Genomic DNA, 26957 nt, shown 5'->3' on the forward strand with positions numbered 1-26957 from the left:
TGTCAGCTTCTTCGGCACACTGTAGCATATCCCTTATTAGTCGATATCCTTTACGCATCGAAAGCCTACGTTGTTTGTCGGACTATTAACCTCGCCTTTGCCTCGGCTTCCCGCTTTATAACGTTCGCAATATGCATCATTACATAAGAAGGAACCACCACGCTGCACACGCTTTACTAAACCCGGCTCCTGCGGATCATACGAATCTTTAGGCCCTGTTGGGTTGGCTTTGCTATCGTTTAGGCTGTAAGCATCGGCACGGTAAAAATCCGAACACCACTCCCAGACATTTCCTTCCATATCATACAGACCCCAGGCATTTGGCGGAAACGAGCCCACAGGTGCCGTCGTCTCAAAACCATCTTCCAGGGTATTGCTTGCCGGAAATTTTCCTTGGAAAATATTGGCTAACCATTTGCCATCCTCTTTCTTGTCATTTCCCCAGTAATAGGGTTCTGTTGTATGCTTTCCCGCTTTCGCTGCATATTCCCACTCGGCTTCGGTGGGCAATCTTTTACCTGCCCACTTTGCATAAGCAGCCGCATCTTGATAGGCCAAATGCGTCACCGGATGACTCTCCTTTCCCTTTATCGAGCTATCGGGTCCTTCGGGATGCATCCAGTTTGCGCCAGGTACATAGGTCCACCATTGCAAAGGCTGGTCCAGACCTGAAATATCATTGTTAGGTGTGAACACCGCGGATCCAGGAACCAATACCGCAGGATCTACGCCCGGAAATTCTTTCGGATCTAGCGGTTGCTCAGCAACCGTGACATAGCCCGTCTCCTTGACAAATTGGGCATATTGGGCATTCGTAACCTCGTGCTCATCCATGTAAAAAGAGCGAAGAGACACCTCGTGAATAGGTTGCGCATCTGGAAAGGAGACCGACCCCATTTGAAAAGTGCCGGCTTCAATCAATACCATATTCGCATCATCGGCACCTCTCTTTCGGACAAGTGAATCCTGTTGAACCCGCGCGAAGCGAGAAGGGATAACGCCAACGTGACAAACGGCGACTGCATCCGAAGGATCGCTCGTATGCCGCTGTTGCGAACTGGATGTACAGCCTAAACACACCAGTAGCAGAAAGAGTGAGACGAAGGTCATGCTATTCATAACTTCCAATATACCACTATTTATACAGAAATAAAAAAGCTTATGAAGAGAAATGCCCTCCGAGAATACAGCGTATTCGGGAGGGCACTCAACCTGGGAAAACCAGTAAGCTATATGTTTAAAGAATTCTTACTTTACGTTCAATTGATTTTCTTGGGATTTCGTAACTTTTGGTCGTATGCCCGTATTTCCGCCGCCGTTAAGCGTCAAATCGTGAGGCTGATTTGTTTTCCAAGCCCCTTTGGTAAAGTCGGGAATAGCCACCGTTTTGCTATTACGGGCTACAGATTCACAGCTCAAGGGCACAATCACACTCCAAGAAGCTCCGTCATAGACATCCTGGTCTAGCGGCAGACCATTGCGCAGACAATCAATCAAGCGCCAATCCATCATAAAATCCATCCCACCATGTCCACCAACTTGTTTAGCTTGTTCACCGATATAAGAGATAAGCTGAGGCGTATACTTATCGTACAATCCTTTCAATTCCTCATCTTTTACAAAACTGTGCCCGAAGGCAATGCGTTCTTCCGGATATTTTTGCGCAAAGGCTTTGGTTCCGCTTAATGCATGAAGGCGGGAATAGGGTCTTGGTGATGTCACATCGTGCTGAAGCATCATGGTCTTACCCTTTTCCGTTTTAATCAATGTGGTATCCATATTCCCGCGGTATTTCTTGCCTACAAATTCCTGAAAAAAGGAGTCTGAAGTGGCCAATTCCCGGGCCTTTTCAGCCATCATAAAGTCATTGGATTGCATAGCTACTAAATGTGTCATGCGATCGCCCCTGTTAATATTCATACATTGTGCAATCGGCCCTAGGCCATGTGTAGGATACAGATTGCCGTTCATCTTGATGTTTTCCCGCAGACGCCACATGTTGTCGTACCCATTTTTATTAAAATTCAGCTCCAAAAGATCGTGGATATAGGCGCCTTCAGCGTGGATCAATTCACCAAAAAGCCCTTGTCGAACCATGTTCAGCGTAAGCATTTCAAAGAAGTCATAGCAGCAATTTTCCAGCATCATGCAATGCTTCTTCGTTTCTTCCGATGTCTTAACCACGTCCCAACACTCTTTGACCGTAAGTCCGATAGGCACTTCACAGGCAGCATGTGCCCCTGCTTTCATGGCGGCAATGCTCATCGGTGCGTGGTAAGGCCAAGGGGTACAAATATATACAAGATCCAGCTCGGTCTCCTTCAACATCTGCTGCCAGCCATCCTCGCCCGAGTAGGATTTGGCTTCTTTGAGGCCTTTGCTAGTCAATAATTTTTGAGCTTTCGCGACGCGATCTGCGTGCTTATCGCACAGGGCTACAATCTCTGCCCCCTCGATATACGATAGGCGATCAACAGCGCCTGGACCACGCATCCCAAGTCCGATAACGGCAACCTTTACCTTGTCTATTTTTGGTGCCGCATAGCCGCTCATATTAAAACTGGCCGACGCCCCGAACGCATCTTGGTGAAGCGCAGGCAGTGAAACGGCAACACCGGATAATAAGGAAGCCTTCTTTAAAAAATCTCTTCTATTGGAGTTCATATTTGATAATTTCATGTACATTAAAGGGGGCAATAAGCGCCCCCCTTAAATCACCTATTTTAAAACAAACTAAACAGTTCAATATTACCTATTCACGTGTAGATGAAAAGGGATATAAATGGTATTTTAAAAGCCATTTGTTAGCCTTTGCTATGCAAGTATAGTTTTATTAAAAGTGAAATAAAAATGAAATTGTAAAGCAAACGTTTGCTTAATTTTTTAGGGTTAGCCGAACGTTCATTTTTCAATAAACGAGCTTGGATCCATAGCGCTTAGATATCGATTTGACCAATCAATTCCTTCAACTGTATTTCGGATAGCTTTGCCTGCAACTGCGCTGTGTTGAAACGCGAGAGCGCAGCGATAAAATTTTCCTGGGCGTCACGAAATTCCACCGCACTTATTGAACCGATGGTATACTTGGCCAACGTGATGTTAAGATTTTGCCGAGCGATATCTTCGTTTTTTTTCTCCAGCTTTACCAACTCCAAATTGGTAAGGTAGGTTTCGTAGGCGGTTCGAAGGTTAGTCTGCACCAAAAGGCGCTGTTGCTCTATACGTAGCCCAGCGTTCTCAATCTCTATTTTGGCGATGCGTTCATTACGCCGTTGATTAAATCCGTCGAATATATTTACAGCAGCCGTTACGCCATAATTGAATCCCCGAGAATTGGATTGCGCAACGAATCCCAAGCTGGATTCCGACTGCGAGAAATTGTAGCCGGTATTCAGCCGAATCACAGGATATCGGGCCGCTTTAATATTTTTTAAATCGAGCTCCGCCAATCGTTTGTTCAGGATGATAAGCTGTAAATCTGGGTTGAACCGGTCAGCCTGATCCAATAAGTCAGCATATACCAGTGCGCCATCAATGGATACCAGGGTGTCTACGGCAAAATCGATATCCAACTCGCGCGCAAGTAGTCCATTCAGTGATGTTTTTAAGTTTTTAACCGTTTCGGCTTGGCGTAAGCGCATGGATACATCTTCATTTAAATTCACCTGTACGTTCAGTACTTCAAGTTTAGCGGCCTTGCCTATGGAGAATCTATTTTGTGCTGTTCGAAGACGTTCGTTTGAAATATGGATGTTGGAATCGAGTGCCGACAACATATTCTGTTGCTCCACAATGGTGTAATACAAGGTGATCACGTCGCCAACAGTCGTTAGCACCGCCCGCTTCATTTCCAATTCACCTTGCTTCTCTAGCTCTTGCAACCTGTCCAGCCTAGCAAACATGCCTAGCCCGTCAAAAATTGTCCAACCAATATTGACCCCATAGGTCAGGTTGTTATTTCGCGCATTGTCCAACGAGCGCTCTATACCATTATTTTGAACTTGATTGGAATTTTGGATGCTGTTGCTCTGGGTTAAGTTACCCGTTACCGTTGGCAGTAAGCCGGCAGTACCGTATGTGTTGTTTTCCTTGGCAATACGTTGGGTGTTTTTCGATAAACGGATATCATAATTGTTCTCAAGAGCAATATCCACGGCTTCCCGTACGCGCAGTATATCCTGACCCCAAGCCGTTGTTCCCCACACGCCAAAAGACAAAAAAAATAAAAATAATACTCTACTCATGACATTATGCTTCAATCTCATCAAATTCTGGTCGCTTTTTTCTCGCTTTTGACATCATCAAATAGAAGGCTGGAATAACATACAATGTTAAGATAAGCGAAAACATGGTTCCGCCGACGATAACAACCCCCATACCTATACGACTAGTGGATGCCGCGCCAAGCGACAGCGCAATGGGCAGTGCCCCCAAGGCAATGGCCAATGAGGTCATCAGGATAGGGCGCAAGCGCGCTTCCGAAGCCGTAACGACTGCTTGGTATTTATCCAATCCTTGATCCCGAAGTTGGTTGGCAAATTCCACAATGAGAATCCCATTTTTTGTTACCAACCCGATAAGCATAATCGTGCCTATCTGACTAAAAATATTCCAAGTTTGGCCGAAGAGCCATAACGAAAACAGGGCGCCGCCAACGGCCATTGGTACCGTCAACAGGATGATGATCGGATCGATAAAGCTCTCAAACTGTGCTGCAAGAATTAAAAAGATGAGAAGTACCGCTAAGCCAAAAGCAAACATCGTATTTGAACCACTCTCCACAAAGTCGCGCGCTTCACCGCCTAAATCTGTTGTAAAACTTGCATCCAACACTTTTTCTTTGGTCGCGTCCATGGCTTCAATGCCATCACCCATGCTCTTTCCCGGTGCTAAGCCCGCAGATACCGTGGCAGACATATACCGATTATTATGGTAAAGTTGTGGTGGGCTACTCCGTTCCTCCATCGTCACGATATTATCGAGCTGAATGAGCTGCCCGCTCTGGCTTTTCACAAAAATAGAGGCCAGATCCATCGGCGTAGCCCGATCTTTCCTATCAAACTGCCCCATCACCTGATACTGCTTACCATTCATCATGAAATACCCAAAACGTTGCCCCGATAGCGACATCTGTAAGGTTTGCGCCACATCCAGAACCGAAACGCCTAGGGATTGTGCTTTGACTCGATCGATCGTGACAAAAATCTCCGGCTTATTGAACTTGAGATTCACGTCAACCATAGAAAACGTATTGTTCTTACTCAGCTCATCCATAAAAACAGGAATCTTTTCTTCAAGTTCCTGAAAATTGGGAGCCTGAATAATATACTGTATCGGCAGGCCACCACGCCTATTCACGGAAATTGTGGGCTGCTGAGACACCGCCACCCGAGCTTCAGAGTATGGTTTGGTAAGGCTTGATAAATGGTTACTGATATCTTCCTGCGAGCGCTCCCGCTCATTGGGCTGAACAAGCCCCAATCGTACAATACCGCTATTTACCGATGATGACCCAAAGCCGGGGGATGTGATGACCAAGCTAACTGTCTTTTCGGGAATCGAGTCGTTGATCAACAACGTAAGATCCGTCATGAATCGATCCATGTACTCATACGAAGCACCTTCAGGTGCGGTGACGCGCAAGCTTATATAACTACGATCGTCATAAGGAGCAGTTTCCTTGGGAAGAACGGAATAGAAGAAATATATTAATACAAAACAGCCTGCAATCACCGCAAAACTCAACCACTTAAAGCGAAGGAATCCACGTAGAGACTGTTCATACTCTTTATTCATCATGACGAAGTAACGCTCCGTCTTGTCGTAAAATTTAGATCGTTGCTGTTCGCCACCCTTCATGAGATAGGCATTGAGCATAGGCGTAAGGGATAAGGACACGAAAGCAGAAATAAGCACCGCAGCGCCAATAACGACGCCAAACTCGCGAAATAACCGCCCTACAAAACCTTCCAAGAAAATAACCGGTAGAAAAACGGCGGCCAACGTAATGGAGATGGATATGACGGCAAAGAAAATTTCGTTAGAGCCTTTTATTGCGGCTTCAATGGGCGACATGCCTTCTTCCACTTTCTTAAAAATGTTCTCCGTAACGACTATACCGTCATCCACCACTAAACCTGTAGCCAGCACAATCGCTAACAGCGTCAGCACATTAACCGAAAAGCCACAGAGATACATAATGAAAAATGTGGCAATCAACGACACGGGAATATCGATCAATGGGCGGAAGGCAATAGCCCAGTTTCTAAAAAACAAGTAGATGATCAGGACCACCAGGACGATAGCAATTGCTAACGTCTCCAACACCTCAAGGACAGCCTTTTTCACAAATTGCGTATTGTCCAGGGCAATGTTCAAATCGAAACCCGGTGGCAAATCGTCTTGTAGCTTATCATACTCCAGATAGAATTGATCAGCAATATCCAGATAGTTCGTGCCCGGCTGTGGAATAATAGCTAAGCTGACCATTGGATAGCCGGAATCGGACATCTTAGTCTCGAAATTCTCCGCCTCTAAGGCCGCGGTGCCGACGTCGCCTAAACGAATATTTCGGTTTTCATCCGATTTAATGATGATATTGTTGAACTCGGCTTCACTGGCAAGATTGCCCATCGTTTTAACCGCCAATTCGGTATTGGCGCCGGTCAGTTTTCCTGATGGTAGCTCTACGTTTTGACTATTTAACGCTGCGCGCACATCCAGCACCGTCAACCCATAAGCCGCTAAGCGGTTAGGATCAATCCATAACCGCATGGCATACTTCCGCTGCCCCCAAATTTGTACAGAACTTACACCGGGGATGGTTTGCAAGCGCTGCGCGATGACGTTTTCGGCATAATCAGAAAGCTCGAGCACGTTTTTTGTCGTGCTCTGTACCGTCATCGTAATAATAGGCTCTGAATCGGCGTCGGCTTTTGACACAACGGGCGCCGCATCAATATCCTGTGGCAAATTGCGTAGTGCCTGCGATACCTTATCCCGAACGTCATTAGCAGCTTCTTCGAGATTCTTACCTAAATTGAATTCGATGGTAATATTGCTGCTACCCTGATTACTGGACGATGAAATATTTCGAATACCATCTATGGAATTGATCGATTTTTCTAACGGCTCTGTAATCTGCGATTCAATAATGTCGGCATTCGCGCCAGAATAATTCGTACGTACAGATATCTGCGCAGGGTCTATCGATGGATATTCCCGAATGCCCAGAAATGTATAACCAATAATGCCAAAGAGAATCAACATCAGATTCATGACTATGGCTAAAACCGGCCGCTTTATGCTTAATGTCGATAGACTCATAATGGTTGCTTTTTAGCGAAGTGTTACCGTAACCGGACTGCCGTCCCGTAATGACATAACTCCTGATGTTAGCACAGTATCGCCTGCCCTGATGCCTTTCAAAATTAGAATCTCAGCGTCGGTCCTACCGCCTGTCTCTACCAACACCTCAGACGCTTTACCAGACTTTAGCACAAATAATTTCTTACCATTTTGAATAGGAATTAGGGCCTCCGTAGGCACAAGCAACCCCGTCTCTATGGTTTCTAAAGGGAAAACTACATTTGCAAAGGTACCCGGAATCAATTGGCTATCGCCATTTTCCGCCATCGCGCGCACCCGTAACGTGCGGGTAGTGGCTTCCACGATTGGCTCTATGGCATATACGCGAGCCGAAAATTCTTTTGCTATTTCCTGTACAGTAAATCTGACGTGACTCCCTATTTTTACTTTACTAGCGTATTTTTCAGGGATAGAAAACTGCAATTTCACCTTGCTTAAATTCGCTAGTTGAGCAATATCGGTTGTAGGGGTAATGTAACTGCCTTTGGAAATATTGCGCAGCCCTACCGTTCCAGAAAATGGTGCTCTGATCAACGTTCGTCTCAACTGTGCCTCGATAAGCTGTATCTGCGATTGTGCTGTTCTGAACTCTGCACTAGCAATATCATATTCTTCCTGACTGATTGCCTCCTTTTCCAAAAGTAGTTTGGCACGTCTTTCATTTTCGGCGGAAAGCATATTCTGGGTTTTCGCTTGCGCAAGCTGTGCACGAAGTTCACCATCGTTAATCCGGATCAATACCTGACCTTCCCCTACCTTTCCGCCCTCGGAAAAGTTTAATTCTTCCACGATACCCGAAATTTCGGAACGCAGGCTAACAATTTCATTAGGCTCTATAGCTCCAGTCAATGACAGAAAATCAGAAAAAGGTTTACCTTGTACAACAAAGCCGTAAACCTTAGACTCGGATGACCGACTACCGCCACCACTACTGTTAGCCTTCTTATTGTTGACCATTATACGATACGCCACCAAACTTCCTATTATAACAAGAACGGCAATCAAAAATATAGAAACTTTCTTACTCATGGCTGTCTTATGTGGACAATAAAGCGATTGAATTTGTGGCACAAGATACCGCTATTTGGCCAGACCGACTTGTAAAAATCTTAACATAAAAATACTTCCACCTACCACACAGAGGGGATCTGCACCGCGCGAGCAGCTTAGTTTTAGCCTAGCAGTTAATAGACCATAAGCACAGGATAACCGCCCGTAAGATCTGCTTTTTGGCCGCTCTTTACTATAAAATGGTATTGGATGATTTCGCTAACCAAAGATATCAGGACACGTTGATTTTACGAGAGGCAACTGGTCGCTTCTTCCTAGAACACAGCCTTATTCTGCGATAATATCGTTGTCCTTGTTCATGAAAGGATACATAGCAAATATAAATCCCAAGCATACGGTTAAGCGTATGCTTGGGATGCAAACAGCATAAAAAAAGCTGTTTGATAGAATGAGGATAAGAAGCGCCAATACAGTCGGTATAAAAGATTGTTATCCGCCAAATATCATATCAACGCTTTCGTGCTACCTAAAAATTGGTGTAATAGATACTCTTCGCCAAATCTGGATAAATTAAATCCGTAATGACCACGCCGAAATACCCTTTTGGGTTTTGCTTGAAGAAATCTGCAAGTCGGGGGTTGATTTCGTTTGACACGAGTGGAATATTTGGAATATCAGGGATGCCGGGAATACTTGGAAACGGGTTTTGAAATCCGCTAGTAAAATTCAGGAAGAATGTTTTATTTGCTGCGCCGGCATTGTTACTTGTATTGAACAATGACGTTATGGCGTTCCACTTGTCTGTATTATTGGTAACCCTATAGATATCTTGTACCTGCAACGTAGATTCGGGATTTTGGATGGTGAAAGCGGCGTTGTCTGACCAACCGTTAGACGCTTGAATTCCTAACGTTTGGCCTGCTCCAAACCTTCTCACTAACACAATCTTACCCCTTGCCGCCTGCAAAGAAGGGACATCCGCATCTAATCGAAATAAACCCGCGTAGGAATTGGCATAATTCATAAACCGTTGCTCGAAACTCATCGTATTGCCGCTGGGGGTATACTCTTCTTTTACACTCATGATGATCGTTTCTGAGGGATTAGCCTCTAAAAAATCTTCACAAGATTGCAATACCTGATCGAAATTGAGATTCTGATAAACACGGTCGTGATGGATGACAAAGTTGTTATTGATAAAGCGACACCGCACATCCAAAAAACGCACGCCAGCATTCAGTTGCTGGGCGATGGTCAGATTTTGCGTTTTTGCGGTTCCCGGGAAAGGTTCGATAAGACCACCAGAACCATGTGTGCCCGGAATGCTCAATGTTACAAGTGATCGATCGCCCGGTATGGCACTCATCCAGTTTGCGCCACCTGGCAAGTCTTGGCGGACGGGTTCTAGCGGCCGCGAAGGCTGAAGGTCGCCAAGTTGAGAAGAATCACAAGAAGTGAAAACCACCGATAACAGTAGTAAGTAGGATAAGAAATGTTTCATGATGTATAGCATTAAGTGTTTTTCATAGTGTTAGTTTATAGAGCTCATTCGTCGCTATGGTTTATCCCTTCACTACGTTTGCAAGTTCACTTGCGCGTTTAATATGAAAGGTATAGAGCTCCGAACAAGGCGTCAATAAGACAAGGCTAAAATACTCAAAACATGGTATTTACATCATTTAAAACCAGCCTGATTGATCCGTCCTGGAGGTGTAATAACGAGGATTAAATAAGGTTGTGTTGAAAAAAAACAGCAGACATCACCAAAAATATTGCCAAATAAAAGTCGGGATTGACCATCTGAAATTTTTTTTTCAAATTTTAGTGCATTATAAAAAAGGATTATAGTTTTATGATATTTGAAAATTTGTAGAGTAAAATCTACATAATGTAGTAGTTGGGAGTGGGATTAGATCTTAGTATATAGTACGTAGTAGGTAGATTGGGTATTGGGTAGAGTGTAATGCGATATAAAGTGTGTTAAAGTGGGCGTCCTTGCGAGCCAGAGTAACGAGGGCGCGGCAATCTTGTGGGTTAGATAGTGCGTATGGCGTAGTGAGATATTATAGATTTTAGTAGATAGTACGTAGTAGGTAGATTGGGTATTGCGTAGCGCGTAATGTGATGAAAGCAAACGTCTTTGTGAGCCTGAGGGACGAGGGCGCGGCAATCCTTCGTGTTTAGAACGTAGGGTAGTGTTTAGGTCGTAGTGAGAATTGAGATATGGTGAAGTACTTATTATGTAGTGCTTATCATACAGAATAGGCTATTGAGTACATGTTTTTTAATTTTTACTTTTAACTTTTTACTTTTCAATCGGCGCGGCAATCTTGTGGGTTAGATAGTGCGTATGGCGTATTGAGTAGTGGGTAGTGCGTAATGAGATTAGATATTAGTATTAGTAGTATTAGTAGTTAGATTGTAGTGCTTCGTATGTAGGGTTTGGTACCCTATACAATCCTTTTGACTTTTTACTTTTTAATCTTAACATCAAACTTTGATTTTGCGCACACTGATAGCCCCGATAATCATAAGGACACCTGCCCCAAGTAGTGCATAAATAGCTTGCCCTTGAAACACATACTTAATTAAATAGCCACTTGTCAATCCACTGACGATCTGTGGAAAGGTGATAAAGAAATTGAACAGCCCCATGTAAAGCCCCATCTTGCGAGCGGGTAAGCTATCACTTAATATCGCGTAAGGCATGGCTAAAATACTTCCCCAAGCAACTCCAATGCCTACCATAGAAAGGATCAACATCTCTGGTGTACTCATGAAATAAATAGATCCTAACGCCATTCCGCCAATGGTTAGCGACAGGGCGTGCGTTGACTTTCGACCTATTGCACGAGCAATACGCGGTAAACATAGTGCATAAATCGCCGATACGCCGTTATAAATCCCGAACAAGACACCAACCCAGTTACCCGCATCTGCGTAGCCGACGGAGGTGGTGTCTCCGGCGGGAACTGTGTAGATATGCTCTGCAATGGCTGGTGTCGAAAATACCCACATCAGAAACAAGGCAAACCATGAGCAAAACTGCACCAAACCCAGCTGGCGCATGGCGAGCGGCATGTTCTTAATGTCTTCAGTCAAGCCTTTGAAAAATCCCCGCTTATTCAAAGGCTCTGCAACGGCAGCCGTTTCGCCGGACTCGAAACGTTCTAATTCTTCCGGTGAATATTCCTTTGTCGTGAAAACAGTCCATAATATGCTTAAAATAAGTACCGCAGCACCTACGTAAAAGGAATAAATCACGTTGTTAGGCACCAAGCCAGCATCAGCAACTTTAGACACGCCACCATATTCCGCAAGTATATAAGGTAGCCATGAACCTAACACGGCGCCAAGGCCAATCAAAAACGTCTGCATGGAAAAGCCTAAGCTTCGCTGTTCACTAGGCAGGTTGTCGGCTATTAACGCCCGAAAGGGCTCCATGGTAATATTAATGGATGCATCCATAATCATCAGCATACCTGCGCCGATCAATAGCGGCGGCAGCATGGCCGCGAGCACGGCGGAGTTTGGCATAAAGATCAGCGCTATTGCAGTGAACAGCGCTCCTCCCAAGAAGTAAGGTCTTCTTCGCCCCAAACTATTCCAAGTGCGATCACTGTAATGCCCAATAATCGGTTGCACGATCATGCCTGTCAAAGGCGCAGCCAACCAGAACAACGACAAATGCTCGACGTCAGCTCCAAAGGTCTGAAGGATACGTGAGGCATTACCATTTTGCAAGGCAAATCCCATTTGGATGCCCAGAAAGCCAAAGCTCATGTTAAAAATCTGCGTTAAGCTTAATGATGGTTTACGTATTGGATTGTGCATGATAGTTGGTGTATATTGATCAGCAATGGGCAGGAGTCATTATCGTCTTACACTGTCCGGGCTGCTCGAGTTGTTTTACAAAATTAAAATTTCAAAATAACAGATTGATCCGCCGGGATCTGTATCGGAATATGCGACTCCACACGTTTGACTGACGACTTTGTACCCGTCAATAGATCGGTTAATACCAAGTCTTTACCACGTAAATGGAAAGCATCAACCACATCCGCGGGCAAGTGAATGGTTAATTGCTCCTCTTGATGCTCAAAATTAGTAATGATAAGCAATCGCTCTTTCTCGGTGTAGCGAAGAAAAGCATATACCCGACGCGGCATGCTCGCATTATTATATTGCGCAGGCATCAAATCATAGAAGCCGCCTTGTTTAATGGCTTCTTCTTGCCGAACTAAGCGCAATAGCGTTCGGTAAAACAGGCGCAAATCTTTTTCTTTTTCGGTCAACTGCCCTCCGTCAAAGGCACCGTCATTCATCCATTTCTGGTGTTGCGGTACACCCCAATAATCGAAGATCGTCGTGCGGCCATCCTCGCCGCTAAATCCTGCAGCACCAGCTCCTGGCTCTCCGACCTCTTGTCCACTGTAAATCATGACGGGACCGGTCGATAATGTTGCCGTAACGACCATAGCTGGAACCACACGCCAAGCGTCGCCTCCAAAATAACTGGATGCAAAGCGTTGCTCATCGTGGTTCTCTAAAAAGCGAAGCATCTTGGATGAATATCCTGTTACCTCGCGTCGCCAAACATCTTGTATACCCTGTACACCGCCCTCATCTTCATGGCGAACCAACGTGCGGAGCGTATCGTATAATCCAACTTTATCATATAAAAAATCGAATTTGCCTATATCGTAGAAATTGGCGTATTCATTTTTATTATAGGCTTCCCCAATAAACAGGATGTCTGGATACTGCTGTTTTACCTCCTGCACCACCCAGCTCCAGAATTCTACCGGAACCATCTCGACCATATCACAACGGAAGCCATCTACGCCTTTTGCCGCCCAGAATAGGAGGATATCGCGCATCTTGTACCAAAGTGGTGGCACAGGTTTAAAATGCTGCACATTGTGCTGCAATATATCCACTCCATAATTCAACTTGATTGTTTCGAACCAATCATCTTTTGAAGGGCTCGCTGAAAATACATTGTTACCGGTGACCTTTGCCGGGAATTCATCAAATTGACCATCTTTGCCTGCCGATTGAAATGCATTGCCACCAGGATTATAGCCTTGCGGTACCTGCAACTTTTGATGCGGTAAGTAATAGAAATCATTCGTGCTCGCGAATGCTACGTCTGTGTTATCATCAGCCCCCAAATCGCGTACGTCGGTTGGTTTTTGGTCCGAGCCGTATGAACGTGACACGTGGTTAGGCACAAAGTCAATGATCACCTGCATACCGGCCTGATGCGTTCGTGCAAGGAGAGACTCAAATTCTTGCATGCGATTAGGAACATCAATAGCAAAATCTGGATTCACATCGTAGTAATCTTTTATGGCATAAGGTGATCCCGCCCGGCCTTTGACCACATCGGGATCATCGACGGCAATACCGTAGGCGCTGTAATCGGTCATTGTTGCGTGCTCCAACACTCCAGTGTACCACATATGCGTAATGCCTAGGTCGCTTAACTCCGCTAGTGCTTTACTACTATAGTCATCAAATTTACCAACGCCGTTTTCCGCTATGGAACCATAATAGGCATTTGTCTTATTTTTGTTTCCAAAGTGTCTAACCAGTGACTGATAGATGACGAATTTATTGTCCGTTATCGGTTCATTTAAGGTGTGTTCTTTGTTTAACAGCTCTAATTTATGCATATGCGAAGCGCAGGATGATCCCATAAGTATAGCAAGCAGCAAAAGCATACAGACATGTGGGTATCTTGTGTAATTCATGTTGTATTATATAGATGATCAGATTAAGTATACGATCTGATGCTTTATGAGTACGATACAATCGTTGTTTAGTTCAATTTCCTTGTGATAAGAATCCAGTAGTTATCCCATAAAAATAACTACTGAATGGATACTACATATGGGCCAATGTCGGATGCGACACCTCCAAGATATCCGCTGCAGGCAAGCTATACACCTTATCCGCTAGAACAATTTGTACAGCTTTTTCGCCGGCATTCATGATGTGTACGCCCACCTTATTAACTTTGATTTGCAAATCTGCCCCACGAAAAGTAACACGAAAACTGTAGCTTGCCCACTGCGACGGCAAAATCGGTTGAAAATGCACTTTCCCATCCCGGACACGCATGCCAGCAAATCCTTCAACAATGGTCATCCACGTTCCGGCCATAGAGGTGATGTGCAGACCGTCTTCGGTGTCGTTGTTATAATCGTCAAGATCCAATCGGGATGTCCGGAGGTAAAATTCGTATGCCTTATCATCCTTTCTTAATTTAGCAGCCATGATAGCATGTACGCAAGGAGACAATGAACTTTCATGCACCGTCATCGGCTCATAGAAGTCGTAATTCCGACGAATGGTATCCAAGTCGTATTGATCTTCTAAAAAGTAGAGGCCCTGCAAGACATCAGCCTGCTTGATAAAGCAAGATCGTAAAATTCGATCCCAACTCCATTTTTGATTCAATGGCCGCTCCGAAGCCGGCAAATCGCTTGCGGCAATCAATTCTTTATCGAGAAAGCCATCTTGCTGTAGATAAACACCGCGCTCCAAATCTTCCGGATAGTACATATTGTCCGCAATATGAAGCCATTTATCTTTCTCCACTGCGTCAAATGATGCGTTTTGCAAAATTTGCTGCAAGGCTTCCGGCTCGCTTGATGCTAGCTGATCGATAACCTCGGATGTATAGTGCAAGCACCAGGCCGCAATGCGGTTGGTGTACCAGTTGTTATTGACGTTGTTTTCATACTCATTTGGTCCAGTAACGCCGAGCATAACGTATTTTTGTTTGGCTTCGCTCCAGTTCACGCGCTGCGACCAGAAACGTGATATGGCCAACAAGACTTCAAGCCCGTATTCCTGAAGATAACGCTCGTCGCCGGTGTAGCGAACATAGTTATAGATAGCGAAAGCAATGGCTCCGTTGCGATGAATTTCCTCAAACGTAATCTCCCACTCGTTATGGCATTCTTCGCCATTGATAGTCACCATCGGGTACAGCGCTGCGCCATCCGTAAAGCCCAATTTTTCTGCATTTTCAATCGCTTTTTGCAGATGCTTATGGCGGTATATAAGTAGATTACGGGCAATTTCAGGTTTGGTTGTCGCCATGTAAAACGGCAAACAGTAGGCTTCCGTATCCCAATAGGTGACACCGCCGTACTTTTCGCCCGTGAAACCCTTCGGACCAATGTTCAATCGGTCGTCTTCACCGGTATAGGTTTGATAAAGCTGGAAAATGTTAAAGCGAATAGCTTGCTGGGCAGCCACATCGCCCTCGATTTGTATATCACTATCTTTCCATATCTTCGACCACCCCTCCTCTTGCTGTATAAACAACTTTTCGAAGCCGATTGCAGCGATGTGATGCAGCAATTCTTCTGCATGATCGGGCAGCGCGGGCCGCGGGTGATTTTCACTGGTCAGTATGACAACGTATTTTAGTAACGTAGCCTCTTCCCCACTTTTCATTACCCATTCATAGTGTTGTGCTACATACTTTTCCCGGTCAACAACCTGCCTCACCGGGATAGCCTGTCCCCCGCTCAATAGCTGCTGTGTGACACGGCTGTGCACATCAAAACCTGTTTTTTTGGTGCGCAGCTGCAAGCTGATGTGCTCTTCATTCGCAGAACGACTTACTTCTTCCCAAAACTTCTCATCGTAGTTAGAATCTCGGTTGCTGATATCACCATCTAAACCACTTTCCAAGATAATATTGGCTGTTCCCCGCTCCACGCGTATCCGATAGGAGAGCGCCGCAGACTGTGATTCGGCAACGCTGTATAGACGTTGAGCGTTGATCGCTAATTGTGTTCCATCCGGCATGGTCAACGCTACCTCGCGATGCAAAACACCGGCTTTCATATCTAATCTTCTTTCAAAACGGGTAACTGTTACGTTCGCCAGATCTAGGATGGTTCCATTTACCGTGATATGGAGGCCAATCCAATTCGTTGCATTGATCACCTTGGCAAAATATTCCGGGTACCCATTTTTCCACCAGCCCACTCGGGTTTTATCTGGATAATAGACGCCAGCCACATAACTACCTGGCATTGTCTTCCCGGAATAATCTTCCTCGAAGTTCGCACGTTGGCCCATCCTACCATTTCCGATAGAAAAAATACTTTCGGAGATCTCATTATACTCGGGCCTGAACTGGTTTTCGATAATCTGCCAGGGATCCTTAATTATATAATCTTTCATGTATGTGTTATCTTTCTGTAGACATATTCTATGTAATACGCTATCTGTTTTGCAGATAGGGTTGTTTTAGCGCTTTCAGGCCTTCTTTATTGCACCAACTCGCCCAAATTCGATACCTGTGTATGTGCTTCGGGCAATGCTCCTTGTTCGCCGACACCAATTACGGCCATCTTACCAGCTATTGCAGCAGCTACGCCGGCTTCGGCATCTTCAAACACCAAACATTCTTCTGGAGCACATCCAAGTTTGCGGGCTGCGCATAGAAACACCTCCGGATCGGGCTTGGATAGGGTAACCTCATTTCCATCCACGATGGCCTCGAAAAATGGCGAAATGCCCGTTTTCTCCAAAATAAGAGGTGCATTTTTACTGGCAGATCCCAAGGCAATTTTTTTTCCAGCGGCATGGGCTTGCTCCAAGAACTCCAACACGCCTGGCAGCAGATCGGAAGGCGTCATTTTCGCTACCATATCGAGATACCATTCATTTTTTTGCTCCGCAAGCGCTAGCTGCTCTACTTCACTCTTTCGGACCCCGCCCCAATTCAAAATTTTTATTAACGACTCCACCCGGCTTACTCCTTTTAACTGTTCATTTTGTGCCGATGTAAAATCAAAACCCAGCTCATTTGCGAGACGTCTCCAAGCGTCGTAGTGAAACACCGCAGTGTCCACGAGTACACCATCCAGATCAAAAATATAGGCTGGCCGATTTAATAGCACGATTGTTTCTTGTGTCATTTTCTTTTTTGTGTGTATAGGGTATCGCTAGCTATCGTAGTTCTAACACAGTAGCGGTAAATCCAGATAGGGTTATTTGATCTTTCAGTTCCCGTTCGCGCTCGGCCAACACATCCCAACCTTTTGTATACGATTGCATGCGCTCCGCAAAGCGGTCGGTCTTGATCGATTTTTCTGTCTCCGTGGTGTTCATCACGATCATCACAGTTTTCTGGTCATCATAACGGAAGTATACGTAAATCCCGTCTTCGGGCACAAATTGCATTAGCTTTCCGGTTTGAAGTACGGCGTTATGCTTGCGGTATATCGCCAGCTTTTTGACATGGTCGAACACTTCATTTTCCGTACTATCTCGTCCTTCCTCGCGAAACTTATTTAGCGAATCGCCTTTCCATCCTCCGGGAAAATCTTCCCGCACCTTGCCATCTGGATCCGCAAAGTTTTTCATTGCGATCTCAGCGCCGTAGTACAACTGTGGAATTCCACGCGTCGTCAATAACCAAGTCAAGCCCGATTTGTATTTATTCATATCTTCCCCTACGATGGATAGGAAACGACTGACGTCGTGATTGTCTAAGAAAACCACATTACGTGTCGGATCTTTGTAAACATAATCACTGGCGAGGGCACTGTATAACGTGTTCACCCCTTGTGTCCATCCAAAAGGCTCCGTGAAGGTTTTATTAATAGCGTGATAGGTCTGAAAATCTGTTACGGCCTGCAAATGGGTGTCAAAATGTTGGTTGATGGTACTCCCTTCAGTAAACACGGCCTGATTTGTAATACCATTGACCCAAGTTTCTCCAAAGTAGGTCATGCTCGGATACTCTGTTGAAATATCTTTTGCCCATTTGGCCATATAATCTGCATCGTTATAAGCATAGGTATCCAAGCGAAATCCATCGACTCCAGCATACTCGATCCACCAGATGTGGCTTTGCGTAATATAGTTTTGCATGAATGTGGTGCGCTGATTGAGGTCTGGCATAGAGGGTACAAACCAACCATCGGTCATCTTCCGCTTATCCGATAGCGAAGCATAGGGATCAAATAATACTTGATCTTTGTAGGTTGTATTGGTGTATTCATCCCAGTTGTTTAGCCAATCGGCATAGGGTTTTTCCATGACTGTCCAATGCGCTGAACCAACATGGTTATGTACCAAATCTTGGATCAGCTTCATATCTCTTTTGTGCAGCTCGTCCGCCAATTTGCGATATAGTGCATTGGTGCCCAATCTTGGATCAACCTGGTAAAATTCGGTAGCTGCATAACCGTGATAAGACGCCTTTTCCATATCGTTGGTGAGCACGGGGTTAAGCCATACCGCTGTAACGCCCATATCTTTCAAATAATCCAGATGATCAATCACCCCTTGGATATCGCCACCATGACGATAATAAAGGGAGTCACGATGTAAGCTGGTTTCGCGTGCTCCCGCAATCACATCGTTCGAAGGATCGCCGTTTGCAAAGCGATCGGGCATAATAAGGTAAATAAAATCTTTGTTGGTGACGCCCTGTGCTTTCTTTTGCTGCGGATCGCGTGCCAATAAGGTATAGGGCATCACGATATCTGACTTTCCTTGTTCAGAAAATACAATGTTAAATTCGCCAGCTTTGGTTTGAGCATCAATTCTTAGATCAAGAAATAGGTAGTTTGGATTTTCCACCCGGTGCACCTTGACCAGCTCCACGCCCTTATGATCAATTTTTGGGATGCGGGTCCCAACGTCTTTGTGGAAGACCATAAGCTGTACAACAGGGTTATTCATGCCTACCCACCAACTTAACGGGGCAATTCGGGGTTCGTCACTTTTCCTCATTTGCTGCGAGAATGCGGTGGTATTTCCAAAAATCAATAACCAGATTAAGCTGGCAAAAAACGGTTGCATCTTCATACTTCTTTGTCTTACTACTAAAAAATGGTATCCCCCCTTTGCCGGGGAGATACATCGATATCGTGTTTATTGTGCTTCTATAGTATAGGTGTAATGGCCTGCATTTCGAAGATCGAGCGTCACCAGATAACGGCCGCTTTCGGCAATGCGCAGATTTCCGCCGCCATTGCTTAATATGCCATTCCGTGTGCCTGCGCCAAGATTGATCGTATAGGCTTTATTGGCGCGAAACTTGAATTCATCTGCAGTCATGTTCAATGTCGCTGTCCATAATCCAGTCGCTGCATCGTAAACTAATGCGACATCATCATTGTCGCCCCAACCTCCGGCCGCAGCTCCAATGATACCCCAGTTCACGGGTGTAGCGGACCAATCTAACGTTTCCGTATTGGCTTTTAGCAAATAGTAACCCGCACCAACCACTTCTAGATTTCCAGCATCACCCGCAGCACTCATTTTCCCAGCCGCTGCTCCCGCGCCGTAATTCGTGCCATTCCAATTTGCTTGGCTGGAAAACTTAAAGGCTAGATTTCCGGCTGTAAAATTGGCGTATCCTTCATATTGGCTATCTCCGTTGATAGATCCCACGCGAAAGTCTGCGCTATGCGACCAATTGTTCAACGCGCCAGCGATAAATAAAGAAGGCAACATCACCACATCTTCGTATGGCGTTACCTGCAGCTCAACAACATTGGAGTAGACGACCTTATTAGGTGCCAGCGTCATGGCCAATCTAGCCAATAAGAGGATCGGTGCTTCAGGAGCAGCTTTAGCTTCTAATAAAGCGGTGTTAAGCGCATTAACGGTAACGCTTGCAGAAGTCCCTGCTGCGTCGAGCACAAGCAGGGACCCGCCCTGAAAGTTTTGCTCTTTGCTACTGATCTGAAGGCTGTAGCGAAGAATAGGTGTGCTTACGCCATCATTCGACCAATTCACCTCCAAGGGAGACCAATTAAATGTAACTGCCGTATCCGCTGCACTTTCCTGTAGCAGCACCAGGGAGTCGACCGTCGTGGTCAAGTTAGGAAGCTCGCCCGTGGTCACGGTGATCGCCTCATTATCCTTCTCACAGGAGCTCAATACCGTGCTCATGCATGCCATGACCATGGCGATAATATGATTGAATTTCATGTCTGTATATTCCTTAATTTCAAAATGAGTTTGGTTTAATATCCCGGGTTTTGCGTCAGGTTTGGATTGGCAATGACATCAGACGCTGGCAACGGATAAATCGTTCTGAAATCAGGAACAGAAGTGCCCGATACCGTGCCACCTTTAAAAGGCCAAACATAATTGCTACCCGTATAACGGCCAAAACGAATCAGGTCAGTACGGCGGTATCCCTCCCAATAAAATTCACGGGCGCGCTCATCTAAAATAAAATCTAGATTGATACTATTCACGTCGCCAGTAGTATTGCCAAAGGCACGACGACGTACCGTATTTACATAGTTTACGGCTTCGCCCATAGTACCTCCACCTCCGCGCAATACGGCTTCAGCGTAGATCAAATAGGCATCCGCAAGACGCATCAGTGGAAAATCGACCGATACTTGCGTACCATCATTGGACGGTGCGGCATTGCCTGCACGGTCGATATTTTTGAATTTGGTGACGGCTAAACCTTGCTGGAAAATACTTGGATCCGCAATATTGGGGTTGTCACCGAAGAACATCGCACGACGATCCGTTTGTCCACTCGGATCAGGAAACTTAGCGGATAAAGTACGTCGGCTACGGTTTCCGCCCCATCCCCCATTTGGAATGCCTAAGCTGGCCATGTTCATACCAGACCCGCTGGAAGAATTGACCAGGAACGTAGTACCTCCAAAGTTTTGTGTTCGGATAGCGTCGTAATTGATGGATAAGATCACCTCATCTTGACCTAGGTTATTATCTGCCAAGAATAAGTGTGCGTAGTTCGTTTTCAGCGTATACGCCGAATTGATCACACGGGATGCATAGGCCAGCGCATCATTATAACGCGCAGTACCCGTATATACCTCGGCATTCAGATATAATCGCGACAATAACATCCAAGCGGCAGCCTGGTCAGCACGACCATATTCATTTTGACGTGGCGCTATCATGGCATCCTGAATGGCCAACAACTCGGATTCTACATAATTAAATAATTCTGCACGCGTAATCTGAGCGGGGGGAACTTTACCAATGGTATTGTCTTCGGTTACGAAAGGTGGATTCCCAAATAAATCCATCAGCACCCAATATTGAAAGGCCCGTAAGAAACGAGCTTCTGTTCTGAATTGACGAATGGTTTCGGCATCTGCCCCTCCAATACCACGGCTAGCCAATTTATCGTCCGTGCTCTCACGCAGGAAGTCATTGGCTACGGTAATTTGATACAGCGACCGGGCATACATCCCCATCAGCATGACGTTATTGGAAGACCATGTTAGACTATTGATCTCGGATACACCCGGATCTTGCACCCAAGCACAGATGGCGATGTCGGAAGCAACTTCCTGCAGATTCCAGTACAAGCGTAAAAAGTCGGAAGCTCCGGCGTCAATACCTTGAATATCGCTTGATCCAGTACCGCCACCGCCCGTCATGGCCATACTCCCATACACTTTTGCTAAGGATTGCTTGTAGCCTTCAACGGATTGATAAACCACTCCAGCTGTAATATCATTTACAGGTTCTAAATCCAACCTATCGTGGCATGCGGAAGCGCCAAAAGCTATAGCAGCGGCTAATATATATTTTAGAAATTTGCGTTTCATACTATTTTACTCTTTAAAATCTATTATAAATCAAGGTTTAAACCCAATACAAATGTCCTTGGACGAGGATAGAGGTTGTTATCGATACCGTTTTGCAGTTCTGGGTCAATACCCTTGTAACTGCTGAGCACAAACACATTCTGCACGTTGGCGGAAATACGTACGTTTTTGCCCGTGCGAAATGCATTTTGTATGGTATAACCCGCGGACAAATTATCCATGCGCAGGAAAGAAGCATCATGCAGGTAATAATCACTCATTGCACGGTTGGATGTAAAATTCGAGAAGCTCACTTCAGGTGGCGCATTGTTGATAAATCCAGCGGGGCTAATGACGCCGTTCCGGATAGCGAGATTGGAGGTGATATTATCGTAAACGTACTGTCCAAGGTTGGCACGAAGAACGGTGCTAAACGTCCAATTTTTGTAGTTCACGCCCGTAGAAAACCCTAATATATAGCGAGGAAGTGGCGATCCAAATAACTGGCGATCCTGATCATTGATAATTCCGTCACCATTTAAGTCGGCATAAACGCCTTCCAAAGGTCTACCTGCATCATCGTACACTTGCTTGTACAGCCGATAGGTGAAAGGACTATAACCCACCACATGTGCCTGCACTTGCTGGCCCGTGCCCCCGGCAATCGTGCCAACAGGCACGAAATAGTTCTCGTCGTCAACAGCCGTCAAATTGGTCACTTTGTTTGTATTGTATGTGAAGTTGAAATTTACATTCCAACTGAAATCCTCTTTACGAATGGGAATGACGTTTACGTTGAGTTCAACACCGGTATTTTCCATGTTTCCGACATTCGTCAACAAGAAATTGCTAAAGTTCGTCCCGATAGAGATGGGAATATTGCTCAACAAATCGCGCGTTTTCTTTCGGTATATATCAAGACTACCATCGACACGATCACCCCATATACCAAAGTCAATCCCTGCATTGTACGTTGCCGTGCTCTCCCAGCGAATGTCGGCATCGTAAGCAATAGGCGAAAATGTACGATAGAAATCATCCCCAAACTGATATTGAGATTCATTTACACTCTGGTAATAGTTGGCCATGTAAGAATAGTTAGCTATTCCATCTTGCTGACCGGTGACCCCGTAACTTAGACGAAGGTTTAATTTAGAAAGAGCTGTGACATCCGCTAAGAAAGACTCTCGGTTAATCCGCCAAGTAGCCCCCGCCGAAGGAAATATTCCCCAGCGATTTTCACGACTGAAACGCGAAGACCCGTCCGTACGGATAGTTCCGGATAAGATGTATTTATCATTAGCCGTATACGTAGCCCGTCCGAAGTACGAAACAAGTCTGTTTTGTGGAATATCAAATGCGAACACCGGCTGCGTCAGTACCGAACCATCGGCTCTCCGTGTCGGATAATTATTGGTGTACGTTTTGTAATCGTAATAACCGTAACCTGTTGTTACATCCAAATGGCTATTGATGGCAGAGAGGTTTTTATTATAGTTTAAATAGAACTCGCTTACCAGATTTGTATAATCGTTCATGAAGCGCGTTTGCAATCCCTGGGTTCTAAACTCTTGCGCGGCAAATGCGGGGACAAATACATCTCCTTGCCCACGGGATATATCATAACCCAGATTCAAATTAGCCCGCAAGCCCGCTATATGTGGCAAAGAATAATCCAATTGGATATTACCAAAGCTCCGTGCCACCTTCGCTTTGTCGTCCCGCAACTCAAGTAGTGCCACCGGATTGCGCGGTGCAAGTGGAGCAGGAACATCACCTTCCATAAATTCGAAATAATTACCGAAGGCGTTTTCCTGATATACAGGTTGTGTAGGATCAAAAGCGATAGCAGAGCCGACCGCGCCTTCATTAGCAAACATGGAATTTTGTAACGAGCCCTTTAAATTAAGATCAACTTTAAGGGTATTATTAAAAAATTTTGGCGTCAGGCTGACACTGGCGCTGGTGCGATCCATTACATCTCTTTTCAAGACGCCTTGCTGATTTAGGTAACCAACGGATGCACGATAGGGCAGATTTCTCCAAGTACCAGCAATACTAACATTATTATCTGTCGTAAACGCAGGACGATAAATCTCCTTTTGCCAATCGGTATTTGCATCGCCCAAACGCGCGATCTGTTGCGCATTGCCATTCGCATTGACGTAAGATCGCAGACTGTCGGCTGACATTACCTCATAATATTTATCGATGGTGGATAATGATGCTACTGTACTAAAATTAATGCGCGGCTTTCCGCTCGCTCCTTTTTTGGTGGTAATTAAAACAACACCATTTGATGCGCGAGATCCGTAAATAGCTGTAGCGTTCGCATCTTTTAAGACCGTAAAGGATTCAATATCGTTTGGATTGATTAAAGACATTGGACTAGCAGAACCCGTAACAGTTGTTGGGCTGAATGGTACACCGTCGATCACATAAAGCGGATCATTACTAGCATTTAATGATGCCCCGGCACGAATACGAACGGTATTACCAGCTCCTGGACGCCCCCCCGAAGACGTGATTTGCACACCCGCAGCTTTACCCTGAATCAATTGTTCCGGCGTAGTGATAACACCACTTTGGAAATCCTTTGATCCGATTGTCGAAATGGAACCGGTCAATTGATCTCGGCGCTGGGTGCCATAGCCGATAACGACAACCTCTTCTAAGTCGCTCGACGATGGCTGGAGCTGAAAGTTCAATGTGTTGGATCCGGTTTTGATGACAATAGCTTGTTGGGCGTTTTCCAGCCCCACAAACTCCACAGATACCATTTGGTTGCCCAAGTCGATCCCTCTGAAGGCGTAATCACCTGCTTCGTTGGTTGAAATAATGAATGTGGTACCTAAAATACGAACTGTTGCTCCCTGTACTGCTTCGCCGTTCCGCGTCGAGACGCGTCCCGTCAAGCTATTGCTTTGTGCATAAGCAGACATGAACAGCACCATTAATAAGCCCATGCTCATCACTGTGCGTAATGTAAAATTGCTGATCATAATATTACGTTGGTTTATATATGTTTTTTTGTATTTGCGTTTATAGGTCGTAGCTTCCCCGGCAGATTGTACATCTTACCATGGAATACACCGAAACCAGTCCGGAGATCATATTAAGCTATTACGTATTTTCCCTTCTATTTATAATCGGGGTCTTAGCCAATGCCCCTCAAAACGAGAACGTTCCCGGGAACGTTCCCAAAACGGTACTAAGGTAGGATAAAAATCAAATTACACAAAGAAACTTCAAAAATATTTTAGGATTTACTGCTCGATTTTTGAAATATTAACTCGGAGTTTAGAAAAACGATTTCACGTACTCCCTCAGGTTTTCGACCGCACAAAATATCAAACAATTTTTTTGTTGCGGCGATGCCCATTTCATAGGCTGGCTGCTTGACAACGCTAAGCGAAGGTTGCAGCATATCGGCAATATCAAGGCAGGAAAAACAAATCAATTTAAGATCACGAGGGATATCGAGTTGCAGCTCTTTGGCTACCCTTATTGTACTCATCGCTAGCCGCTCCACAGATGCAAATATGGCGTCAGGACGATGATCTTCTATCAACTTCTTGATGTCCGCATAGTTCACATCGACCACATTGGAGGTATCTAGAATAAATTGATCATTGATCGGGATATTGGCTTCTTTAAGTGCTTTCTTATATCCCTCCATACGGATCTTTCCAATTGATACATCTTTATTAACGGCCAAATACGCTATTCGCCGTGCTCCATTTGTAATCAGATGGTTGGTAGCTTGGTAGCTCGATTCAAAATCGTTTCCCGTAATGCAGGCTGTATCGACATCCTCGTAATACCGATCAAAAAATACCAATGGAACCTTATGATTTTGTAACAGAGTTAGGTATTCATGGTTATTGCCCTCGCCGGATCCAGACATAATCACACCGTCAACACGCCCATTCATCAAGGTCCGAATGATCTCCGCTTCCTTCTCCGCACTATGATCCGTCACGTAAATCAATACATGGTAACCGTTGTTACGAGCAACCCACTCAATGCCTTTTATGGCCTGTGAGAAAAATTTATTTCCAAATTCGGGGATGATAATCGCAATCGTATGGCTTTTATTCCCCCGCAGATTACTAGCATACAAATTTGGGGAAAAACCGAGCTCGCTTGCCTTTTGAAGGATCTTCTCTCGCGTTTTAGGATTAATATCCTCGCTGTCGCGAAAAGCACGTGAAACAGTGGACTTGGAGAGTCCCAACGCCGCAGCCAGTTCTACTATGGTTATGTTATTTGCCATCCCTATTGATTACGCAAACATAGTTAAAAAAGAATTCACTTGCTGTTAATTTAGCAGATGAATCATTGAAGAGTAGGTAGTAAAGGCGAGATAGTGCGCTTTTTGCCCCAGCACAGGCCATCCCTTGCAAAGGTTTCAAGCGACGGGGTTTTGAATACTTTTGCCCCACAAAAGTATTTGCCCTGCCGCGGCATGCGGCGGAAAGGCTGTGGGATGGATGTTGGTAATGTGTAGTGAGTAGTGAGTAGTGAGTAGTGGGTAGTGGGTAATGAGATATTATAGATTTTAGTATGTAGTACTTAGTAGGTAGATTGGGATAGTGAGTAATGCGTGATGGGTAGTAAGTAGTGGGTAATGCGATTTGAGATACGAAGTGTGTTAAAGTGGACGTCCTTGCGAGCCAGAGGTACGAGGGCGCGGCAATCTTGCGTGTTGAGTAGTGAGTAATGCGTATAGCGTAGTGAGATAGTATAGATGTTAGTAGATAGTACGTAGTAAGTAGAAAAGGTACCGTGTAGGTTTTTTTACTTTTGAATTTTTACTTTTCAACCGAGCGTAGCGAGCTCATCGAAGATAATTTCAATTGCACTAACTATTATTAAGCAAAATGTCGCATCGAAAGCTTTGCAGTATGTAGAAATTTGCCCCAGCACAGGCCATCCCTTGCAAAGGTTTCAAGCGACGGGGTTTTGAATACTTTTGCCCCACAAAAGTATTTGCCCTGC

15 protein-coding genes are annotated in these 26957 nt (G+C 45.1%); all 15 read right to left on the reverse strand.

All coding sequences use genetic code 11. The features are described 5' to 3' along the window. Positions 1-36: 36 nt before the first annotated feature. The gene (locus B0I21_RS16405) at positions 37-1119 is read right to left on the reverse strand and encodes a formylglycine-generating enzyme family protein (RefSeq protein ID WP_133641564.1); all 1083 of its coding nucleotides are present in this window, start codon (positions 1117-1119) and stop codon (positions 37-39) included. 129 nt (positions 1120-1248) lie between these two features. Further along, a complete protein-coding gene (locus tag B0I21_RS16410; protein WP_243836177.1) occupies positions 1249-2679 on the reverse strand; it encodes a Gfo/Idh/MocA family protein in 1431 nt (476 codons plus the stop codon). A 257-nt stretch (positions 2680-2936) separates the two neighbouring features. After that, positions 2937-4244: a TolC family protein gene (locus tag B0I21_RS16415; protein ID WP_208292368.1), complete on the reverse strand. Its 1308-nt coding sequence runs from the start codon at positions 4242-4244 to the stop codon at positions 2937-2939. Between the two features lie 4 nt (positions 4245-4248). Next, on the reverse strand, positions 4249-7326 hold the full coding sequence (locus B0I21_RS16420) for an efflux RND transporter permease subunit (protein WP_133641566.1): 3078 nt from the start codon (positions 7324-7326) through the stop codon (positions 4249-4251). A gap of 12 nt (positions 7327-7338) precedes the next feature. Beyond that, a complete protein-coding gene (locus tag B0I21_RS16425; RefSeq protein ID WP_133641567.1) occupies positions 7339-8397 on the reverse strand; it encodes an efflux RND transporter periplasmic adaptor subunit in 1059 nt (352 codons plus the stop codon). Positions 8398-8905: 508 nt separating this feature from the next. Then, entirely contained in the window at positions 8906-9880 is a 975-nt protein-coding gene (locus B0I21_RS16430) for a phosphatidylinositol-specific phospholipase C (protein ID WP_133641568.1), read from the reverse strand. 989 nt (positions 9881-10869) lie between these two features. After that, entirely contained in the window at positions 10870-12213 is a 1344-nt protein-coding gene (locus tag B0I21_RS16435; RefSeq protein WP_208292369.1) for an MFS transporter, read from the reverse strand. Between the two features lie 83 nt (positions 12214-12296). Next, positions 12297-14135 carry an alpha-amylase family glycosyl hydrolase gene (locus tag B0I21_RS16440; protein WP_243836179.1) on the reverse strand — a complete coding sequence of 613 codons (1839 nt, stop codon included), beginning with the start codon at positions 14133-14135 and terminating at the stop codon, positions 12297-12299. 133 nt (positions 14136-14268) lie between these two features. Continuing rightward, positions 14269-16590: a family 65 glycosyl hydrolase domain-containing protein gene (locus B0I21_RS16445; protein ID WP_133641569.1), complete on the reverse strand. Its 2322-nt coding sequence runs from the start codon at positions 16588-16590 to the stop codon at positions 14269-14271. An 86-nt stretch (positions 16591-16676) separates the two neighbouring features. Beyond that, on the reverse strand, positions 16677-17330 hold the full coding sequence (gene pgmB, locus B0I21_RS16450) for a beta-phosphoglucomutase (protein WP_133641570.1): 654 nt from the start codon (positions 17328-17330) through the stop codon (positions 16677-16679). A gap of 31 nt (positions 17331-17361) precedes the next feature. After that, the gene (locus B0I21_RS16455; RefSeq protein ID WP_208292370.1) at positions 17362-19230 is read right to left on the reverse strand and encodes a glycoside hydrolase family 13 protein; all 1869 of its coding nucleotides are present in this window, start codon (positions 19228-19230) and stop codon (positions 17362-17364) included. Positions 19231-19296: 66 nt separating this feature from the next. Beyond that, positions 19297-20361, reverse strand: coding sequence for a SusE domain-containing protein (locus B0I21_RS16460; protein WP_133641571.1), 1065 nt, complete (start codon positions 20359-20361; stop codon positions 19297-19299). A gap of 35 nt (positions 20362-20396) precedes the next feature. Further along, positions 20397-21977 (reverse strand): RagB/SusD family nutrient uptake outer membrane protein, encoded by a 1581-nt coding sequence (locus tag B0I21_RS16465; protein WP_133641572.1) that lies wholly within the window; start codon positions 21975-21977, stop codon positions 20397-20399. A 23-nt stretch (positions 21978-22000) separates the two neighbouring features. Beyond that, positions 22001-24958, reverse strand: coding sequence for a SusC/RagA family TonB-linked outer membrane protein (locus tag B0I21_RS16470; protein ID WP_133641573.1), 2958 nt, complete (start codon positions 24956-24958; stop codon positions 22001-22003). A gap of 257 nt (positions 24959-25215) precedes the next feature. Further along, a complete protein-coding gene (locus B0I21_RS16475) occupies positions 25216-26232 on the reverse strand; it encodes a LacI family DNA-binding transcriptional regulator (protein WP_133641574.1) in 1017 nt (338 codons plus the stop codon). Between the last annotated feature and the right edge of the window lie 725 nt (positions 26233-26957).

The sequence above is a fragment of the Sphingobacterium paludis genome, from assembly GCF_004364125.1.
Taxonomy (GTDB): domain Bacteria; phylum Bacteroidota; class Bacteroidia; order Sphingobacteriales; family Sphingobacteriaceae; genus Sphingobacterium; species Sphingobacterium paludis.